General features: G+C 57.3%; 14 protein-coding genes and 1 pseudogene. 4 read left to right on the plus strand and 11 right to left on the minus strand.

Features of this window, described 5'->3' with window-relative positions; translation table 11 throughout:
• Positions 1-181: 181 nt before the first annotated feature.
• The 8 genes from KUD94_RS04335 to KUD94_RS04370 form a co-directional block, all read right to left on the minus strand.
• The gene (locus KUD94_RS04335; protein WP_218238588.1) at positions 182-1366 is read right to left on the minus strand and encodes a GIY-YIG nuclease family protein; all 1185 of its coding nucleotides are present in this window, start codon (positions 1364-1366) and stop codon (positions 182-184) included.
• Positions 1359-3425, minus strand: coding sequence for a DEAD/DEAH box helicase (locus KUD94_RS04340; protein WP_218238589.1), 2067 nt, complete (start codon positions 3423-3425; stop codon positions 1359-1361). The genes KUD94_RS04335 and KUD94_RS04340 overlap by 8 nt, the downstream gene beginning before the upstream one ends.
• Positions 3422-4498: a YhcG family protein gene (locus KUD94_RS04345; protein ID WP_218238590.1), complete on the minus strand. Its 1077-nt coding sequence runs from the start codon at positions 4496-4498 to the stop codon at positions 3422-3424. Before KUD94_RS04345 ends, KUD94_RS04340 begins: the two co-directional genes overlap by 4 nt.
• Entirely contained in the window at positions 4495-5826 is a 1332-nt protein-coding gene (locus KUD94_RS04350; RefSeq protein WP_218238591.1) for a hypothetical protein, read from the minus strand. The genes KUD94_RS04345 and KUD94_RS04350 overlap by 4 nt, the downstream gene beginning before the upstream one ends.
• On the minus strand, positions 5823-8621 hold the full coding sequence (locus KUD94_RS04355) for a DNA methyltransferase (protein WP_218238592.1): 2799 nt from the start codon (positions 8619-8621) through the stop codon (positions 5823-5825). The genes KUD94_RS04350 and KUD94_RS04355 overlap by 4 nt, the downstream gene beginning before the upstream one ends.
• Positions 8618-9193, minus strand: a complete 576-nt coding sequence (locus KUD94_RS04360; RefSeq protein ID WP_218239182.1) for a recombinase family protein — start codon at positions 9191-9193, stop codon at positions 8618-8620. Before KUD94_RS04360 ends, KUD94_RS04355 begins: the two co-directional genes overlap by 4 nt.
• A 271-nt stretch (positions 9194-9464) precedes the next feature.
• On the minus strand, positions 9465-10478 hold the full coding sequence (intI1, locus tag KUD94_RS04365) for a class 1 integron integrase IntI1 (protein WP_000845048.1): 1014 nt from the start codon (positions 10476-10478) through the stop codon (positions 9465-9467).
• 136 nt (positions 10479-10614) lie between these two features.
• Positions 10615-10872, minus strand: coding sequence for a hypothetical protein (locus tag KUD94_RS04370; RefSeq protein ID WP_218238593.1), 258 nt, complete (start codon positions 10870-10872; stop codon positions 10615-10617).
• A 41-nt stretch (positions 10873-10913) separates the two neighbouring features.
• Here KUD94_RS04370 and aadA1 point away from each other — a divergent pair.
• The 4 genes and pseudogenes from aadA1 (at position 10914) to KUD94_RS04390 (ending at position 13677) form a co-directional block, all read left to right on the plus strand.
• Positions 10914-11752 (plus strand): annotated as a pseudogene (gene aadA1, locus KUD94_RS04375) (ANT(3'')-Ia family aminoglycoside nucleotidyltransferase AadA1).
• Between the two features lie 116 nt (positions 11753-11868).
• Positions 11869-12216, plus strand: coding sequence for a quaternary ammonium compound efflux SMR transporter QacE delta 1 (locus KUD94_RS04380; RefSeq protein ID WP_000679427.1), 348 nt, complete (start codon positions 11869-11871; stop codon positions 12214-12216).
• Entirely contained in the window at positions 12210-13049 is an 840-nt protein-coding gene (gene sul1, locus KUD94_RS04385; RefSeq protein WP_000259031.1) for a sulfonamide-resistant dihydropteroate synthase Sul1, read from the plus strand. Before KUD94_RS04380 ends, sul1 begins: the two co-directional genes overlap by 7 nt.
• Positions 13050-13176: 127 nt before the next feature.
• A complete protein-coding gene (locus KUD94_RS04390; protein WP_000376623.1) occupies positions 13177-13677 on the plus strand; it encodes a GNAT family N-acetyltransferase in 501 nt (166 codons plus the stop codon).
• 175 nt (positions 13678-13852) lie between these two features.
• On the opposite strand, the gene istB is transcribed toward KUD94_RS04390, so the two are convergent.
• The 3 genes from istB to KUD94_RS04405 form a co-directional block, all read right to left on the minus strand.
• The gene (gene istB, locus KUD94_RS04395; RefSeq protein ID WP_000983249.1) at positions 13853-14638 is read right to left on the minus strand and encodes an IS21-like element IS1326 family helper ATPase IstB; all 786 of its coding nucleotides are present in this window, start codon (positions 14636-14638) and stop codon (positions 13853-13855) included.
• Positions 14625-16148 carry an IS21-like element IS1326 family transposase gene (istA, locus tag KUD94_RS04400; RefSeq protein ID WP_001324342.1) on the minus strand — a complete coding sequence of 508 codons (1524 nt, stop codon included), beginning with the start codon at positions 16146-16148 and terminating at the stop codon, positions 14625-14627. The genes istB and istA overlap by 14 nt, the downstream gene beginning before the upstream one ends.
• A gap of 101 nt (positions 16149-16249) precedes the next feature.
• Positions 16250-17110: a TniB family NTP-binding protein gene (locus KUD94_RS04405; protein WP_000344784.1), complete on the minus strand. Its 861-nt coding sequence runs from the start codon at positions 17108-17110 to the stop codon at positions 16250-16252.
• Between the last annotated feature and the right edge of the window lie 2 nt (positions 17111-17112).

Raw genomic sequence — 17112 nt, forward strand, 5'->3', positions numbered from 1 at the left:
CATCAGGGATGGTTCATCAAGATTTTCGTCCGATACGAAGGAGCTGATAGGTCACTGGACTGCAAGCCGTCGGTTATGAAACACGGTTCGATTTGGTCATCCCGATACAGCTTCGTCATACTCTTCTCTCTTGACGCTCCTCCTGGCCACCAGCCAGGACTACTCCTATATTTGGGCTGTTCTATGCCTTCACCAGCTTCGCGGCGCTGGGATCATAGATGTAGCCGGTAATACTGCCATCCTTGATGCGCGCCACGGCCTCATCGATCACGAACAGCGGAACGAGAAACCATTCCTCAGGCTGCACAGGATGGCCGAAGCGGTCATTGATGGTGATGTTCAACCGCGCGGACGCAAACAGTCTATGGAACAGGTTCTCCATCCGGGTGCGGTTGATGCCCGCGAGTTTGTAGGTCGCCACCACTTCGACCTTCGCCAGCAGGTAGGTGGAATCGTGCTCGGCGTTAGCGATGCGCGTTTCCACCTTGCCACCGGTCACGCCTACCTTGTGGATGACATCCCGGTGCTGCGCAACATACGGGTGATCGGACAGGGAGCGCAGAACGTAGATCGTGCCGCTTTCGACATCATCGGCCTCAAGCTCGCCGCCGAAGGAAAGTTGCCCACTCTCGGGCGAGGCCAGCCGCCGCGCGGCGGGATCGTCGTAGAACGCGCGCTGGAGCGAGCGCAGCAAAAGGTTGCTTTCGGTGCTGTTGGAGAAGATAAGGCGCAGGCGGCGATCCACCTCCCCGGCGGTGGTTTTCAGTGGCTCGCCGACCTCGGCAACGTAGAGCGTCAGGCCATCGAGAACGAAAAAGTCCCCTGCCCCAACCGCCCGGTTGTCCGCTGTAATCGGTTGAGACTGCCGCATGCCCGTCTTCAGCTCCGTTTGCACGCGCTCAAACAAGGGCCGGAAGGTCTCGAAATCCTCACAGGGCTTGCGATCCGCAACTTCCTCGGCAGCGCGTTTTTCGGCGCTGGTGCGCACATGGCGCAAGACCGTGATGTCGTCCGAGTCAGCAACATCACCCAGCTCGGCGGCCAGGTCGTCAATATCGATAACGCCATCAGCCAAAGCGGCATCAGCCGGTGCTCCGGCAAGCAGGCCCTGATGATCCAGCGGTTCCAGCAAGGCACGACAGTCCGGGAGCGAACGCAAACGATCCAGCCGCACGGCGTACAGGCGCTCGAAGATGTCGCGGTCCTCGCCATGCCGGGGTGCCTGCCCATGCTGCTCGGTGAAGCGCTGGATTTCCTCGAAGCCAGCGATGACGCGCTCCTCGCTCGCGGGGCGCCCTTTCTTCTTCTCAGGCGGTGCGAATTCGGCCAGCTCCGCCGCCAGGTCGTCAAGGTCGGCGTTACTCATAGCGCCCCTCCGCCCTGAAACGCATGAAAGCGGCCGCGCCTTCGGCGAGGTATTTTTCGTAGGCGTCCTGGGAAGTCACCGATGGAGCCCTCCCGCGTTCCCGTTTGAACCCAACCGCGCGTATGGCGATTGCTTTGGCATCTTCAGGGGTAATTGAGGTGCGCTTGGCCGAGATGGCCGCCGCCACCTGCTTCAAGCTGTCCTCGCTCATGGTCTTGGCCAGGATGGCGTAGGCTTCGCCAAAGGGGTTGATGCGGTCGATCAGGTCAATATCCAGCTCGCGCACGTCCATTGCGAAGCGGCGCACGCCGTCGATCAGGGCGGTGTTGGGTGACGACCCGTCACCCTCGCCTTCGGTAACAAGCCGCTTGGCCTGCTGGGTGAGATTGAGGGCGGCAATGGCGTGCTGGCGCACCGCCTCCTGATCTTCGGCGTCAAGCTCGGGGTACTTGTCCTTGATGATCTTGCCCATGCGAACCTGCGTCAGCTCCTCGGGCACCAGCTCCTCATCGAACAGGCCGCGCTCGATGGCCGGCTTGTCTTGCACGAAGGCCGCGATGACTTCATTCAGGTCCTCCTGGCAGATTCGCGCTGCCTCCTTGCTCTTGGGCTCGGCAAGACCGTTGATCTCGATCTGGTACGCCCCTGTCCGCTCATTGACACCGATGTTGCAGCGGCCCGGGTCATAGCCACCCTCGCCATAGTCAAAACCCGGCGTCGGGCGGTTGTCGGGATTCTTGGGTTTGAACTCGAAGCGCGGCGCAAGCACCTGCTCCATCAGCAGGCTTGCCGCGATGGCCTTCAGCGTATCGTTGATGGCCTCGGTGACCGCTTCCTCGGCAGCATCCGGCTCGGCGATCAGGTTGGTAAACCTCGCACGGGTTTTGCCCGGTGCATCACGGGTGGCACGGCCAATGATCTGCACGATCTCGGTCAGGCTGGCGCGGTAGCCCACGGTCAGCGCGTGTTCGCACCAGATCCAGTCGAAGCCTTCCTTCGCCATGCCCAGCGCGATGATGATGTCCACGTGTTCGCGGTTGTTCTTCTGCGCGGGGTCCTTGAGCGCGGCGGACACGCGGTCGCGCTTCGATGGTTCATCATCCACCAGATCGGCGATGCGCAGCACGCGGCCATCCGGCCGCTTGACGAGCTGAAAGCCGGTCGCGGCGTCAATGCCCTGCCACTCCCCCAGCGCCTCGATGATGTGCTCCACCTCGCGCATCTTGTCCTTCGTGCTCTCGCGCGAGTTGACGTTGGGAATGTGGATGATGGTCTTCTCCGCAGGGTCGAGGACATTGAGGATGTCATCGACATAAGGCCCGCTGTAGAAGAAGTAGCCGATGTCGAGCTGCTTGAGGTACTCGTAGCCGTTGAGCTGCTCGTAGTAGGTGTAGGTGACGGTGTCGAACCTGGCTTCATCTGTCGGTGCCAAGACGGCTTCGGCGTCACCACGGAAGTAGGAGCCGGTCATGGCGACGATGTGCGTCTTGTCTCGCGCGATGAACTGACCCAGGTGCTGGCCGAGCTTGTTGTCCGGGTTGGCCGATACATGGTGGAACTCATCGACCGCGATCAGGCGGTCGTCGAACGCCTCCACACCATAGGCATCGACTGCGAAGCGGAAGGTCGCGTGGGTACAGACCAGCACCTTGTCGTCACTTTCGAGAAACGCGCCCAGCGACTTCACCTTGCCCCCGTTGTCGGTGCCTGGCGCATTGCACAGGTTCCACTTTGGTTCAACATGCCAGTCGGCCCAGAAGCCGTACTTCGCCAGCGGCTCGTCATTGAAGCTGGCACCAATGGATTTCTCCGGCACGACGATGATGGCCTGCTTGATGCCCTGGTTCGCCAGCTTGTCCAGTGCCACGAACATCAGCGCCCGGCTCTTGCCCGATGCGGGGGGTGACTTGATGAGCAAGTATTGCTCTCCCCGTTTCTCGTAAGCCCGTTCCTGCATCGGCCGCATCCCAAGGGCATTCGCCTTGGTCGAGACACCATTGCGGGCATAGGTGACAGAAACGGAGGGGACGGCGCGCTGCCGGGCGAAGTTATCGGTCATGACTTGTCGTCCGCATTGGCTGTATCCGCATCATTTCCCATCAATTCCTGTTCGATCTGTTCGATGCTCGGCAAATCTGACGCCAACTCCGGCGGCAGGGATTCAATCAACTTGTATTCGGCCACACCCAGCGGTTTCGCGTTCTGGCGCAGCGCGTATTCGGCCACCACCTTGTTCTTGCTCTTGCACAGCAGCAGGCCGATGGTGGGGTTGTCTTGCGGGTGTTTGACCTGCTCATCCACCGCTGTCAAATAGAAGCCCAGTTGGCCAAGATGCTCGGGCTTGAACTTGCCGGCCTTCAGCTCGATGACCACATAGCTGCGTAGCTTGAGGTGATAGAACAGCAGGTCGATGAAGAACTCGTCACCCCCCACATCCAGCAGCACCTGCCGCCCAACAAAGGCGAAACCAGCGCCCAACTCCAGCAGAAATTCAGTGACGTGCTTGACCAACGCATCTTCGACCGCACGCTCCTGCGCCTCATCGGTCAAACCAAGAAAATCGAAGCGATACGGGTCTTTCAGCGACTCGCGCGCCAGGTCAGACTGCGGCTTGGGCAGAGTCAGCTCAAAATTGGTCTCTGCCTTACCGCTGCGTTCCAATAGACGGGTTTCAATCTGCATCACCAGCACATTGCGCGACCAGTTGTGCTCAATGGCTTTGGCTGCGTACCACTGGCGGGTTTTGGGGCCAGGCAGCTTGTCCAGCAAGGCCAATTGGTGATACCACGGCAATTGTGCAAGCACCTCTTGCACAAATGACTGATCCGGCCATGCTTCGGCGAAAGCACGCATGTACTTCAGGTTTCGTGGGGAAAAGCCTTTCATCTCAGGAAAGGCCGAGCGCAAGTCCTGCGACAACCGCTCGATGACTTTCGCACCCCACCCCTGCGCGGCCTGCCGCGCCAAGATGTCCTGACCAATCTGCCAGTACAGCAGCACCAGCTCACGGTTGACCGCCAGAGCGGCGCGTTGCTGGGCAGTGTGGATGCGAGTCTTTAGGTCGGCCAGCCAGTCAGCGTAGCCTTCGGGTGCTGGTGTCAGCTTGACAGGTTTTGCATCATCGGTGCTCATGCTTTCTTTCCCCACGGCACGTTCGCAGAATCAGTTACGTACTTCGCCGTCAAACGACTGACATAGGTGCCGTCGTAGCCGCACAAGGCCAGCACAGACAACTCCAGGTACCACAAGCTCAACTTCCACGCATCCACGTGGCAATCGTGCAATTTCTTCTTGCTAACGGGATGAACCAGAGAATTTCGGATGTCGGTGATAGCATGCGGCGCATCCATCCATCTGGTGTCTTTCTTGAACGTTCCATTCGCGCGGCGTATGTCTGGCGTGGCGTCCATGATCTCGTTGGGAATACCGCACGCAGAAAAAAGCATTCGCAGCCGATCGGAAGCGCGCCCCTTGCCTGAGACCACCTTCTGATCTACTACCAAGTAGTGATGCGCCAATCGCTCCAAAGCAGCCTGTGCCAGGATGATGGCGGCGTCAATGCTCGGTGAGCCACCGCTCGTGTTAGCCTGCACATACCAGTAGATCGCCGAATGCAGGCAATCCCTCCACTCCGCCGACTGCTGCCAACGCTTTGCGAATAGCGGAAACAGAAGTTCAGCTTGACTCGCCTTGTATGGGTTGAACCACGAATAAGGCGGTCTGACAGGGCGCGGAGAAGCAAAGGTCTCCCAAGTCGTCTCGCCCGAGGCATCGAGCCCCACCCCACATACGGGCCAGCACCGCCCCCCGTTAATGAACGACAGAAAGTTATCCAAGAGAAAACATTGCTCTTGAGCATCTTCGCCGGAGAACTGCTCGCCATCCTTACGCTCCATCTTGACCATATGAGTCAAGAAACAGCCACCTTCGTTTTTGATCTGATCCCATGCTTCGCGTGTAGCATCTTCAGGAAGCTCCTGAAGGGAAATTTTCCAGTCTTCAGATTCCAGCACCAATAAAGCACATCCTAGAGGGGCCACCTCCTGATAATTGCCCCCTCGGAACTCCGGAAAGTTGAACAGGTGAAAAATTGCGGCAACTGAATTTTTTGGCTGCATGTCGCTCAGCACTACCGGCTGGGATCTCGGGATCCAATCGAACTCCAAGGTGTTGCCATTTGCCTTCCACCTCCCACGAAACCCCTCCATCTTCTGCCCATTGAATGAAACCGAAAGATTGTCTGGGACATTCAGGAAAAAAGGCAATTCCGGCTCCGACGTGCTTCGGACAATTGCGTGAAAAACCAAGCGAGGGCCGGGAAGGAATCTCAGCACCAGGTCAGCCATTCCGCAAAACCTGTCATTATTGAAATCAACTTCCACTGTCCCTTGGCGCAGGCTGACCGGCTCCTGAGCGGAGGAAAATTGGTACACCGGCTGCAACGGCTCAGGCCGGCTCATGCCCGCCTCCTCGCTGCAGCTCTTTTTGCCGCGCCTTTTTTCGTCGGTGCCTTGCCCTCAGCCGCCGTCATCTTGGTATAGAGGTCGAACAGCTTTTCCAGCCGCTCGGTATCGTTCCTAAAGCGCCGACCGATGTAGATGCGCTCCAGCACTTCGTCGTTGCGCTCATGCGCAGCACGCAGGTCGGCGGGCATGTTCTCGGGGTTGTAGAGGTCAGCGATAGTAGCGGGGAAGTGATGCTCGCGGACCAGCAGGATGTCCTCCGCGCAGCGGGTGAGATCGGCCTTGTTTTTTTCGGTGAGCATAGGCACCGGGAAGGTGTTCCAGCCGAGGATGTTAGAGTAACGAAAGTCAGTCTTCATCTTGCCGCAGACGGTGGCAATCCAGACCAGATGCATGCGACTGGCGATCAGCGCCATGTTCCAAAGTGGCGCGTCAATAAGGGCGAAGGCTTGGTTGGTCGTAACAGCCTCTGCGCTCTTCAAGTCAGTTGGCATATATTCGCGCCGCTCCGAAGATACGGTCGGAACGAGAATCAATTGACGCTCTGCGGCATTGCGATCCCTGTACTGATGTGCACGTGTTGCAAGCGCGTTCAAAGCCGGATCGCGACTGGATAGCCGGGTAGATCGGACGGCTTCGATTCGACTAGCAATAGTCGGATCACTCATAGCTTGGTCGAGCATTTCATCGTCGATCCAAAGACAGAATCGACTTAGACCTCTGATAAACTCTTGGGCGCCATAAACGGGCTTTACGATCTTACTCAGATCAGGTCGGCGAGTACGCAGCTCTCGTGCCTCGGCAGGACTGAGCGTTAGGTGATTACCATCTCCTGGATAGTTGCCATAATTCATATTAGGCAATTTTGAAATTGGCCGCGATGATTTTTCAACCCAAATATTTGACGCAGCTATTAGGTAGGGATTGATATTATCGGTCTCTTTGACAACGACATCGCCACCAACTGAGAGGGAAAACAATCGACGAGTTCTTGGCGCTTGATTGGACAAGCCGATCACGGCAACAGTTACGCCAGCATTGTGACTCGCCAGATTCGCCCACTTGAAGCTGGTGTGTGCAAAAGCGATTTCATGACCAGTCTCAAGAAGAAGCGGCCACAAGATTGGGACATGCTGTCCCTGACAAATGGAGTTCGTCGTCACAAATGCTGTATCGGTCTTCGTTCGTAGTCCATAATCGACCGATTTCAAAAACCAAGCGGAAACATAATCGAGCAATCTCCAAGAGGTTGTACGATCATTAAATATACGTTTTAAATCCTCTTTTTGCTCTGGCAATTGCTCACGAGCCCCTTGATAGGGAGGATTCCCACAGATATATGTCTCACCACCTTCATTTTCAAAATCAATTTCCGCCTGTTCTAGCGGTGTTGCAAACAAATCATCCGCCTGCATCTTCACGCCGGTTCCAGTCGGCGGGCAAATACTCAACCAATCCAGCCGCAGTGCATTACCGCAAGTAATCCAGTTCTCGTTGCGAAGCGGCAGGAATTCGGCCAGCGCCAGCCGTTGCCCGCGATAAAGAACATCGCACTGGTACTCGGCGATGATCAGCGCAAGGCGGGCAATTTCCGCCGGGAAGTCGCGTAGTTCAATCCCGCGAAAATTAGTGAGCGGAATTTCCGATGCGCGATCCTGTTCCCCACGCCGCTGGTTGATCTCGGCCTCGATGGTGCGCATTTCCTTGTAGGCGATCACAAGGAAATTTCCCGACCCGCAGGCCGGGTCGAACACGCGGATACGCGCCATGCGCTTGCGCAGGTTAAGCAAGGTGCGTGGGTTGTCACCCGCCTCTTCCAGCTTTGCGCGCAGATCGTCGAGAAACAGCGGGTTCAACACCTTCAAGATATTGGGAACGCTGGTATAGTGCATGCCCAGCTCACCACGTTCCTCGTCTTCAGCGATGGCCTGGATCATTGAGCCGAAGATGTCGGGATTGATTTTTGTCCAATCGAGGCCACCGACGTGCAGCAGGTAAGAGCGGGCGATGCGACTAAATCGCGGCACTTCGTCGCTGCCCGAGAACAAGGAACCGTTGACGTAGGGAAACTCTGCGGCCCAACGGGGAATGCCAGCGGTGGCCCGCTCCTCGCGCTGGGTGTTCATGGCGCGAAACAGCGTGGCGATGACCTCGTGAGTATTGGAGGCGTCACGCTCGCTCATCTGCGCGACGGTGTCGGTGAAGCGTCCCTTGCCGATGAAAATATCGGTGTCCTCGGCGAAAAAGCAAAAAATCAGCCGAGCCATGAACTTGTTCATGTCATGACGGCGATCTGCCGTGCCCCATTCGGGGTTGTCTTTCAGCAGCTCGACGTACAGCCGGTTCAGGCGACTGGTGGCCCGGATGTCGAAGGCGTTTTCGCTGATCTGACGGACGGTACTAATACCCGCCAGCGGCAGGAAGAAGCCGAAGTGATCCGGAAAGTCCTTGAAGGTGCAGGCGACAGTCTCGCCGCTGGTGAGGTCTTCGGCTTCGAAGTCTGCGCCGTCCGTGGCGAGAATGAACTTCGCCTTGGCCTTGCTTGTGGCCGGGCTGCCCTTGAGCGCGGCCAGCGCCTGCGTCACCTGCCCCGCGTCGCAGGTCAGGATGTGGATGTTGCTGGTCTGGAGAACACCGCCGAGGTCGGACTTGTTTGACGCCCCCGCGCGCAGGCGCTTGATGGTCGTCGCCTTGTTGCCGAAGGCCTCAAGAAATGCAAAGGGAAACTCCGCGCGGTCGAACGGCTGCTCCGCAAGGTCGGTGATGGCTTGTTCGATTTCTACGGCGTTCATGGTGTTGCAGTCGGTTTGACGCTGCCCACATGACGATAAATCGTCGTTCGACTCACTCCGTAGCGCTGCGCCACTTCGGTGACCGCCATATCTGGGTTGCTGAGCAACACTTTGATTTCCTTGATTTTTTGAGCATCCAGCACAGGTTTACGTCCACCCTTACGCCCCCGCGCCCTGGCTGCCTTCAGGCCAGCCATCGTGCGCTCACGGATCAAGTTACGCTCAAACTCGGCCATGGCAGCAAACACGTGGAACATCAGTTTCCCAGTGGCGCTACCAGTCTCTATGCGTTCGGTCAGGCTCTCAAAACCGATGTGCTGGACCTCCAAGTCCGTGATCGTCCGCACCAGGTGCGCCAATGATCGACCCAACCGATCCATGCGCCATACCACCAATGTGTCGCCAGGCCGCAGCGCTTTTAAACAGTGATCAAGCTCTGGTCGATCCGTTGAGCTGCCGCTGATCTTCTCTTGATAGATGATTTCGCAGCCCGCCTGCTGCAGGGCATCAATCTGCAAGGCGAGATCCTGATCGTCGGTGCTAACCCGAGCGTATCCAATTCGTTCTGACATACCGTTTGTGAAACATAGATAGTGAAACCAATTTTGGAACAAAATCAGATGCTCGTGAAGCACCTTTCATGTCGTTTTCAGAAGACGGCTGCACTGAACGTCAGAAGCCGACTGCACTATAGCAGCGGAGGGGTTGGATCCATCAGGCAACGACGGGCTGCTGCCGGCCATCAGCGGACGCAGGGAGGACTTTCCGCAACCGGCCGTTCGATGCGGCACCGATGGCCTTCGCGCAGGGGTAGTGAATCCGCCAGGATTGACTTGCGCTGCCCTACCTCTCACTAGTGAGGGGCGGCAGCGCATCAAGCGGTGAGCGCACTCCGGCACCGCCAACTTTCAGCACATGCGTGTAAATCATCGTCGTAGAGACGTCGGAATGGCCGAGCAGATCCTGCACGGTTCGAATGTCGTAACCGCTGCGGAGCAAGGCCGTCGCGAACGAGTGGCGGAGGGTGTGCGGTGTGGCGGGCTTCGTGATGCCTGCTTGTTCTACGGCACGTTTGAAGGCGCGCTGAAAGGTCTGGTCATACATGTGATGGCGACGCACGACACCGCTCCGTGGATCGGTCGAATGCGTGTGCTGCGCAAAAACCCAGAACCACGGCCAGGAATGCCCGGCGCGCGGATACTTCCGCTCAAGGGCGTCGGGAAGCGCAACGCCGCTGCGGCCCTCGGCCTGGTCCTTCAGCCACCATGCCCGTGCACGCGACAGCTGCTCGCGCAGGCTGGGTGCCAAGCTCTCGGGTAACATCAAGGCCCGATCCTTGGAGCCCTTGCCCTCCCGCACGATGATCGTGCCGTGATCGAAATCCAGATCCTTGACCCGCAGTTGCAAACCCTCACTGATCCGCATGCCCGTTCCATACAGAAGCTGGGCGAACAAACGATGCTCGCCTTCCAGAAAACCGAGGATGCGAACCACTTCATCCGGGGTCAGCACCACCGGCAAGCGCCGCGACGGCCGAGGTCTTCCGATCTCCTGAAGCCAGGGCAGATCCGTGCACAGCACCTTGCCGTAGAAGAACAGCAAGGCCGCCAATGCCTGACGATGCGTGGAGACCGAAACCTTGCGCTCGTTCGCCAGCCAGGACAGAAATGCCTCGACTTCGCTGCTGCCCAAGGTTGCCGGGTGACGCACACCGTGGAAACGGATGAAGGCACGAACCCAGTGGACATAAGCCTGTTCGGTTCGTAAACTGTAATGCAAGTAGCGTATGCGCTCACGCAACTGGTCCAGAACCTTGACCGAACGCAGCGGTGGTAACGGCGCAGTGGCGGTTTTCATGGCTTGTTATGACTGTTTTTTTGTACAGTCTATGCCTCGGGCATCCAAGCAGCAAGCGCGTTACGCCGTGGGTCGATGTTTGATGTTATGGAGCAGCAACGATGTTACGCAGCAGGGCAGTCGCCCTAAAACAAAGTTAGAGGGCATGGAGCCGCTTCGCATCGTCCAGCGCACGAGACACATGCGACCGGATGGCCTGCTCTGCAAATTGTTTCCCTTGGGTAAAAACCGCATCGAGCATTCCAGCAACAATCTGGTAGTTGGTGAAAGAGTCGAGGTGTAGCGAGTATTCAACTCCGTCGATCTTGAAGATCGCGGTTCCATCAACCGCATCCACATTACCTTTCCACTCACTTGGGTATGTCATGGCATTGCCCTCTAACAATTCATTCAAGCCGACGCCTACGGCGCGGCTTAATTCAGGCGTTAAACATCATGAGGGAAGCGGTGATCGCCGAAGTATCGACTCAACTATCAGAGGTAGTTGGCGTCATCGAGCGCCATCTCGAACCGACGTTGCTGGCCGTACATTTGTACGGCTCCGCAGTGGATGGCGGCCTGAAGCCACACAGTGATATTGATTTGCTGGTTACGGTGACCGTAAGGCTTGATGAAACAACGCGGCGAGCTTTGATCAACGACCTTTTGGAAACTTCGGCTTCCCCTGGAGAGAGCGAGATTCTCCGCGCTGTAGAAGTCACCATTGTTGTGCACGACGACATCATTCCGTGGCGTTATCCAGCTAAGCGCGAACTGCAATTTGGAGAATGGCAGCGCAATGACATTCTTGCAGGTATCTTCGAGCCAGCCACGATCGACATTGATCTGGCTATCTTGCTGACAAAAGCAAGAGAACATAGCGTTGCCTTGGTAGGTCCAGCGGCGGAGGAACTCTTTGATCCGGTTCCTGAACAGGATCTATTTGAGGCGCTAAATGAAACCTTAACGCTATGGAACTCGCCGCCCGACTGGGCTGGCGATGAGCGAAATGTAGTGCTTACGTTGTCCCGCATTTGGTACAGCGCAGTAACCGGCAAAATCGCGCCGAAGGATGTCGCTGCCGACTGGGCAATGGAGCGCCTGCCGGCCCAGTATCAGCCCGTCATACTTGAAGCTAGACAGGCTTATCTTGGACAAGAAGAAGATCGCTTGGCCTCCCGCGCAGATCAGTTGGAAGAATTTGTTCACTACGTGAAAGGCGAGATCACCAAGGTAGTCGGCAAATAATGTCTAACAATTCGTTCAAGCCGACGCCGCTTCGCGGCGCGGCTTAACTCAAGCGTTAGATGCACTAAGCACATAATTGCTCACAGCCAAACTATCAGGTCAAGTCTGCTTTTATTATTTTTAAGCGTGCATAATAAGCCCTACACAAATTGGGAGATATATCATGAAAGGCTGGCTTTTTCTTGTTATCGCAATAGTTGGCGAAGTAATCGCAACATCCGCATTAAAATCTAGCGAGGGCTTTACTAAGCTTGCCCCTTCCGCCGTTGTCATAATCGGTTATGGCATCGCATTTTATTTTCTTTCTCTGGTTCTGAAATCCATCCCTGTCGGTGTTGCTTATGCAGTCTGGTCGGGACTCGGCGTCGTCATAATTACAGCCATTGCCTGGTTGCTTCATGGGCAAAAGCTTGATGCGTGGGGCTTTGTAGGTATGGGGCTCATAATTGCTGCCTTTTTGCTCGCCCGATCCCCATCGTGGAAGTCGCTGCGGAGGCCGACGCCATGGTGACGGTGTTCGGCATTCTGAATCTCACCGAGGACTCCTTCTTCGATGAGAGCCGGCGGCTAGACCCCGCCGGCGCTGTCACCGCGGCGATCGAAATGCTGCGAGTCGGATCAGACGTCGTGGATGTCGGACCGGCCGCCAGCCATCCGGACGCGAGGCCTGTATCGCCGGCCGATGAGATCAGACGTATTGCGCCGCTCTTAGACGCCCTGTCCGATCAGATGCACCGTGTTTCAATCGACAGCTTCCAACCGGAAACCCAGCGCTATGCGCTCAAGCGCGGCGTGGGCTACCTGAACGATATCCAAGGATTTCCTGACCCTGCGCTCTATCCCGATATTGCTGAGGCGGACTGCAGGCTGGTGGTTATGCACTCAGCGCAGCGGGATGGCATCGCCACCCGCACCGGTCACCTTCGACCCGAAGACGCGCTCGACGAGATTGTGCGGTTCTTCGAGGCGCGGGTTTCCGCCTTGCGACGGAGCGGGGTCGCTGCCGACCGGCTCATCCTCGATCCGGGGATGGGATTTTTCTTGAGCCCCGCACCGGAAACATCGCTGCACGTGCTGTCGAACCTTCAAAAGCTGAAGTCGGCGTTGGGGCTTCCGCTATTGGTCTCGGTGTCGCGGAAATCCTTCTTGGGCGCCACCGTTGGCCTTCCTGTAAAGGATCTGGGTCCAGCGAGCCTTGCGGCGGAACTTCACGCGATCGGCAATGGCGCTGACTACGTCCGCACCCACGCGCCTGGAGATCTGCGAAGCGCAATCACCTTCTCGGAAACCCTCGCGAAATTTCGCAGTCGCGACGCCAGAGACCGAGGGTTAGATCATGCCTAGCATTCACCTTCCGGCCGCCCGCTAGCGGACCCTGGTCAGGTTCCGCGAAGGTGGGCGCAGACATGCTGGGCTCGTCAGGATCAAACTGCACTATGAGGCGGCGGTTCATACCGCGCCAGGGGAGCGAATGGACAGCGAGGAGCCCCCGAACGTTCGGGTCGCCTGCTCGGGTGATATCGACGAGGTTGTGCGGCTGATGCACGACGCTGCGGCGTGGATGTCCGCCAAGGGAACGCCCGCCTGGGACGTCGCGCGGATCGACCGGACATTCGCGGAGACCTTCGTCCTGAGATCCGAGCTCCTAGTCGCGAGTTGCAGCGACGGCATCGTCGGCTGTTGCACCTTGTCGGCCGAGGATCCCGAGTTCTGGCCCGACGCCCTCAAGGGGGAGGCCGCATATCTGCACAAGCTCGCGGTGCGACGGACACATGCGGGCCGGGGTGTCAGCTCCGCGCTGATCGAGGCTTGCCGCCATGCCGCGCGAACGCAGGGGTGCGCCAAGCTGCGGCTCGACTGCCACCCGAACCTGCGTGGCCTATACGAGCGGCTCGGATTCACCCACGTCGACACTTTCAATCCCGGCTGGGATCCAACCTTCATCGCAGAACGCCTAGAACTCGAAATCTAACGTCCGTTCGGGCATCGAGGTCCATGTCGGGGTGGGACGGGCCCGTGGCTTCAAGATCACTTGCAGTCCGACCGCGATGTCTTGGTTGCGCGAGAGGTTGTCGATATCTGTTGATTTGCACCCAAATTTGACCCGGGATTTGCATTGAATTTTGACCCACCCCTTGTTGTCAGAATTATGTCTCGATTTTCAGTTTGCGGGTCTGTTTTTCCTCCTGCTTATTCTGAGTTGAACTGTGTTTGAAGCGGTAACTTTCATTGCCGGTTTCCAGGATGTGGCAGTGGTGGGTTAGTCGGTCCAACAACGCTGTTGTCATCTTTTCATCGCCAAACACTCGGCTCCATTCCGAGAAGCTCAAGTTGGTGGTCAGTATCACGCTGGTTTTTTCGTACAGCTTTGAGAGCAGGTGAAACAGCAGTGCCCCACCGGTTTGGCTAAAAGGCAAATATCCCAGCTCATCCAGAATCACCAAATCGGCATACAACAGACGGTTTGCGATTTGTCCCTGACGCCCAGATGATTTCTCTTGCTCCAGTGCATTGACCAAATCCACGGTGGAGAAGAAACGCACCCGTCGGTTCAAGTGCATCACTGCTTGTGTACCAATGGCTGTGGCCAGGTGAGTCTTGCCTGTGCCTGGCCCACCAATCAGCACCACGTTCTGGGCTTGTTCCATGAAGTCGCACCGGTGCAATTGTTTGACCGTGGCCTCATTAACCAGGCTTTGACTGAAGTCAAAGCCCACCAAGTCCCGATACACGGGGAACTTGGCCACCCGCAATTGATAGTTCACCGAACGTACTTCACGCTCTGCCACTTCAGCTTTAATCAAGCTGTCCAGCATGGGCAAGGCTTGATTAAATGCTGGTGAATTCTGATTGCCCAACTCCTCAATGGCGTGTGCCATGCCAAAGAGTTTCAAGGATTTGAGGATTCTCACATGGCCTTCATGCTGCATCATGGGCTCTCCTTAAACTGTCATAGCGGTTCACGTTGGCCTGTGGTTCCAATGTCAGCCTTAACCCCTTGGGAATTGGAATCGGTTTGGGTGGAGGTTCTTCGGTCAAACGTCCCAACAGATTAAGCACATGCTCCTTCGATGGCTTGCCACACTCCAATGCCAATTCCACAGCACTGAGTACCGCACCTTCATCGTGGTGCAATACAAGGGCCAGAATTTCCACCATGTCACGGTCACCGCCGGGGCGTTGCAGCAAGATGGATTGAAGCTTCTTGAACGCGGGTGGCAATTCAGCAAATGGCGCACCATTGCGCAACGCCCCAGGTTTCTTCTGAAGCACAGACAAGTAATGGTGCCAGTCGTATTGTGTGTGGCCACGCCGAGCGTGGCCACTGCCAAACAATCTTGGATGCTCGGCAATGTGTTGGCCTTCGGCAGCCATCACCAGCTTGTCTGCATAAATCCGAAGGCTGATGGCCCTGTTGGCGTAACTGGCAGGAACGCTGTAGCGATTGCCCTCGTGGTGAACAAGGCAGGTTGAAGTGACTCGCTTGGTTTGCTCCACGAATGCATCAAAGGCATTGGGTAGCGCCATCAACTCGCCTTGTTCATCGGCAAAGGCCTCTTGCACGGTTTGGTCCAATTCGGGGTGGCGCAGCTCAGACCACAGCGCTTTGCAGCGATGCTCAAGCCACACATTCAAATCAGCAAGGCTTTGAAAGTCTGGTGCCCCTTGCCACAGGCGTTGGCGGGAATCCTGCACGTTCTTCTCAATCTGGCCTTTCTCCCAACCCGATGCTGGATTACAGAACTGCGCATCAAACAGGTAGTGGCTGACCATGGCAGTGAACCGCTGATTGACCCTGCGCTCTTTGCCACGCCCCACCGAATCCACAGCGGTCTTCATGTTGTCGTAGATGCCGCGCTTGGGAATGCCACCGAAGATTTGAAAGGCATGCCAGTGGGCATCAAACAGCATTTCATGTTTTTGCTGGTAGTAAGCCCGAAGCACAAAGGCCCGGCTGTGGGCCAACTTAAACTGGGCAATCTGAAGTTTGACCTGTTTGCCCGCTATGCGGGCAAAGTCCTCACTCCAATCGAATTGGAAGGCTTCGCCACAAGCAAAGCGCAAGGGGATGAAACAACCCTTGCCCGAGGTTTGCGCCTTGAACTGTTCGGAATCTTTCCACTGTCGGGCAAAGGCACACACTCGGTCATAAGACCCGGTAAAGCCCAAAGCGACCAAATCCCGGTACATGCTGCGCAGGTTTCTGCGCAGCTTCTTTGTCTTTTTGTGCTCGGTGGAGAGCCACTGCCTTAACTTGGGCTCAAAAGGACTTAACTTGCCAACGCTGTCTCGCGCTGGGTACTGCGGTTCAACCACCTTGCTTTGCAAATACTTGCGAACGGTGTTCCTGGACAGGCCGCTTCGTCGGGCTATTTCCCGAATCGACGCACCATCGCGAAAATGCCAGCGTCGAATTGCGCTCAATATCGCCACGTTTATCACTCCTTGATTTCTCCCGCCATATCCAGACGGGAAACAGTGTCATACGTGGGTCAAATTTCGACGCAAATCTTTACCCTAAGTGGGTCAATTTTAGATGCAACTCAACAGGCCATGCTGAGTGTGCGATGGTTGATCGCTTCCTCGCCGCTCTCCACGGCGACGATGGCCGCCGCCATCAGCAAGTGCGCCAGTTCCCCTATGGTGCCCTCGCTGCGTGTGAGCAGGTAGCGAGCCATGTCCAGCGTGGCAATTGGGGAAGGCCGGCGCAGCGGGAGCGAAGCGGCGAAGCTGGCCAGCAGTGAGCAGCAATCGTCGTTGGCCTCCCATACCGGCAGCATCATCGGCTCGAAGCGATTTTCCAACTGGTCATCGGAGCGGATGGCTAGGTAGGCGTCGCGCGTGCCTACCCCAACCAACGGGATGCGCAGTTCGTTGCCGAGGAAGCGCAGCAGGTTGAGGAATTCCCGGCGGTTGACGCTGTTGCCGGCCAGCACGTTGTGCAGCTCGTCGATCACCAGCATGCGCACGCCGACCTTGCGCAGCAGTGCCAGAGCCAGTTGCTCCATTTCCGGCAACCGTGGGCGTGGGCGCAGCGGCGCGCCCATCGCGGCGAGCAGCGCGACGTAGAAGCGGATCACGGACGGCTCGGACGGCATCTGCACGACCAACACCGGGATGTGCTCCTGGTCGGCGTCGGAGCTGGCCGGGTGGGTGCGGCGGAACTTCTCGACGATCATCGACTTGCCATTGTTGGTCGGGCCAACCAGCAGCAGGTTGGGCATGCGTTGCTTGTTTGGCCACGCATAAAGGGCTTCCAGCCGGTTCAGCGCCTCGACTGCGCGCGGATAGCCGATCCAGCGGTCGGCGCGAAGGCGCTGGATGCGCTCGTCCGCCGGAAGACGGGCCAAGCCCTGGGCCGCCGGCAGCAGGTGGGACAGGTCGATGATGGGATATTCGTCCACGG

The sequence above is a fragment of the Comamonas sp. NLF-1-9 genome (assembly GCF_019195435.1).
GTDB lineage: Bacteria > Pseudomonadota > Gammaproteobacteria > Burkholderiales > Burkholderiaceae_C > Comamonas_C.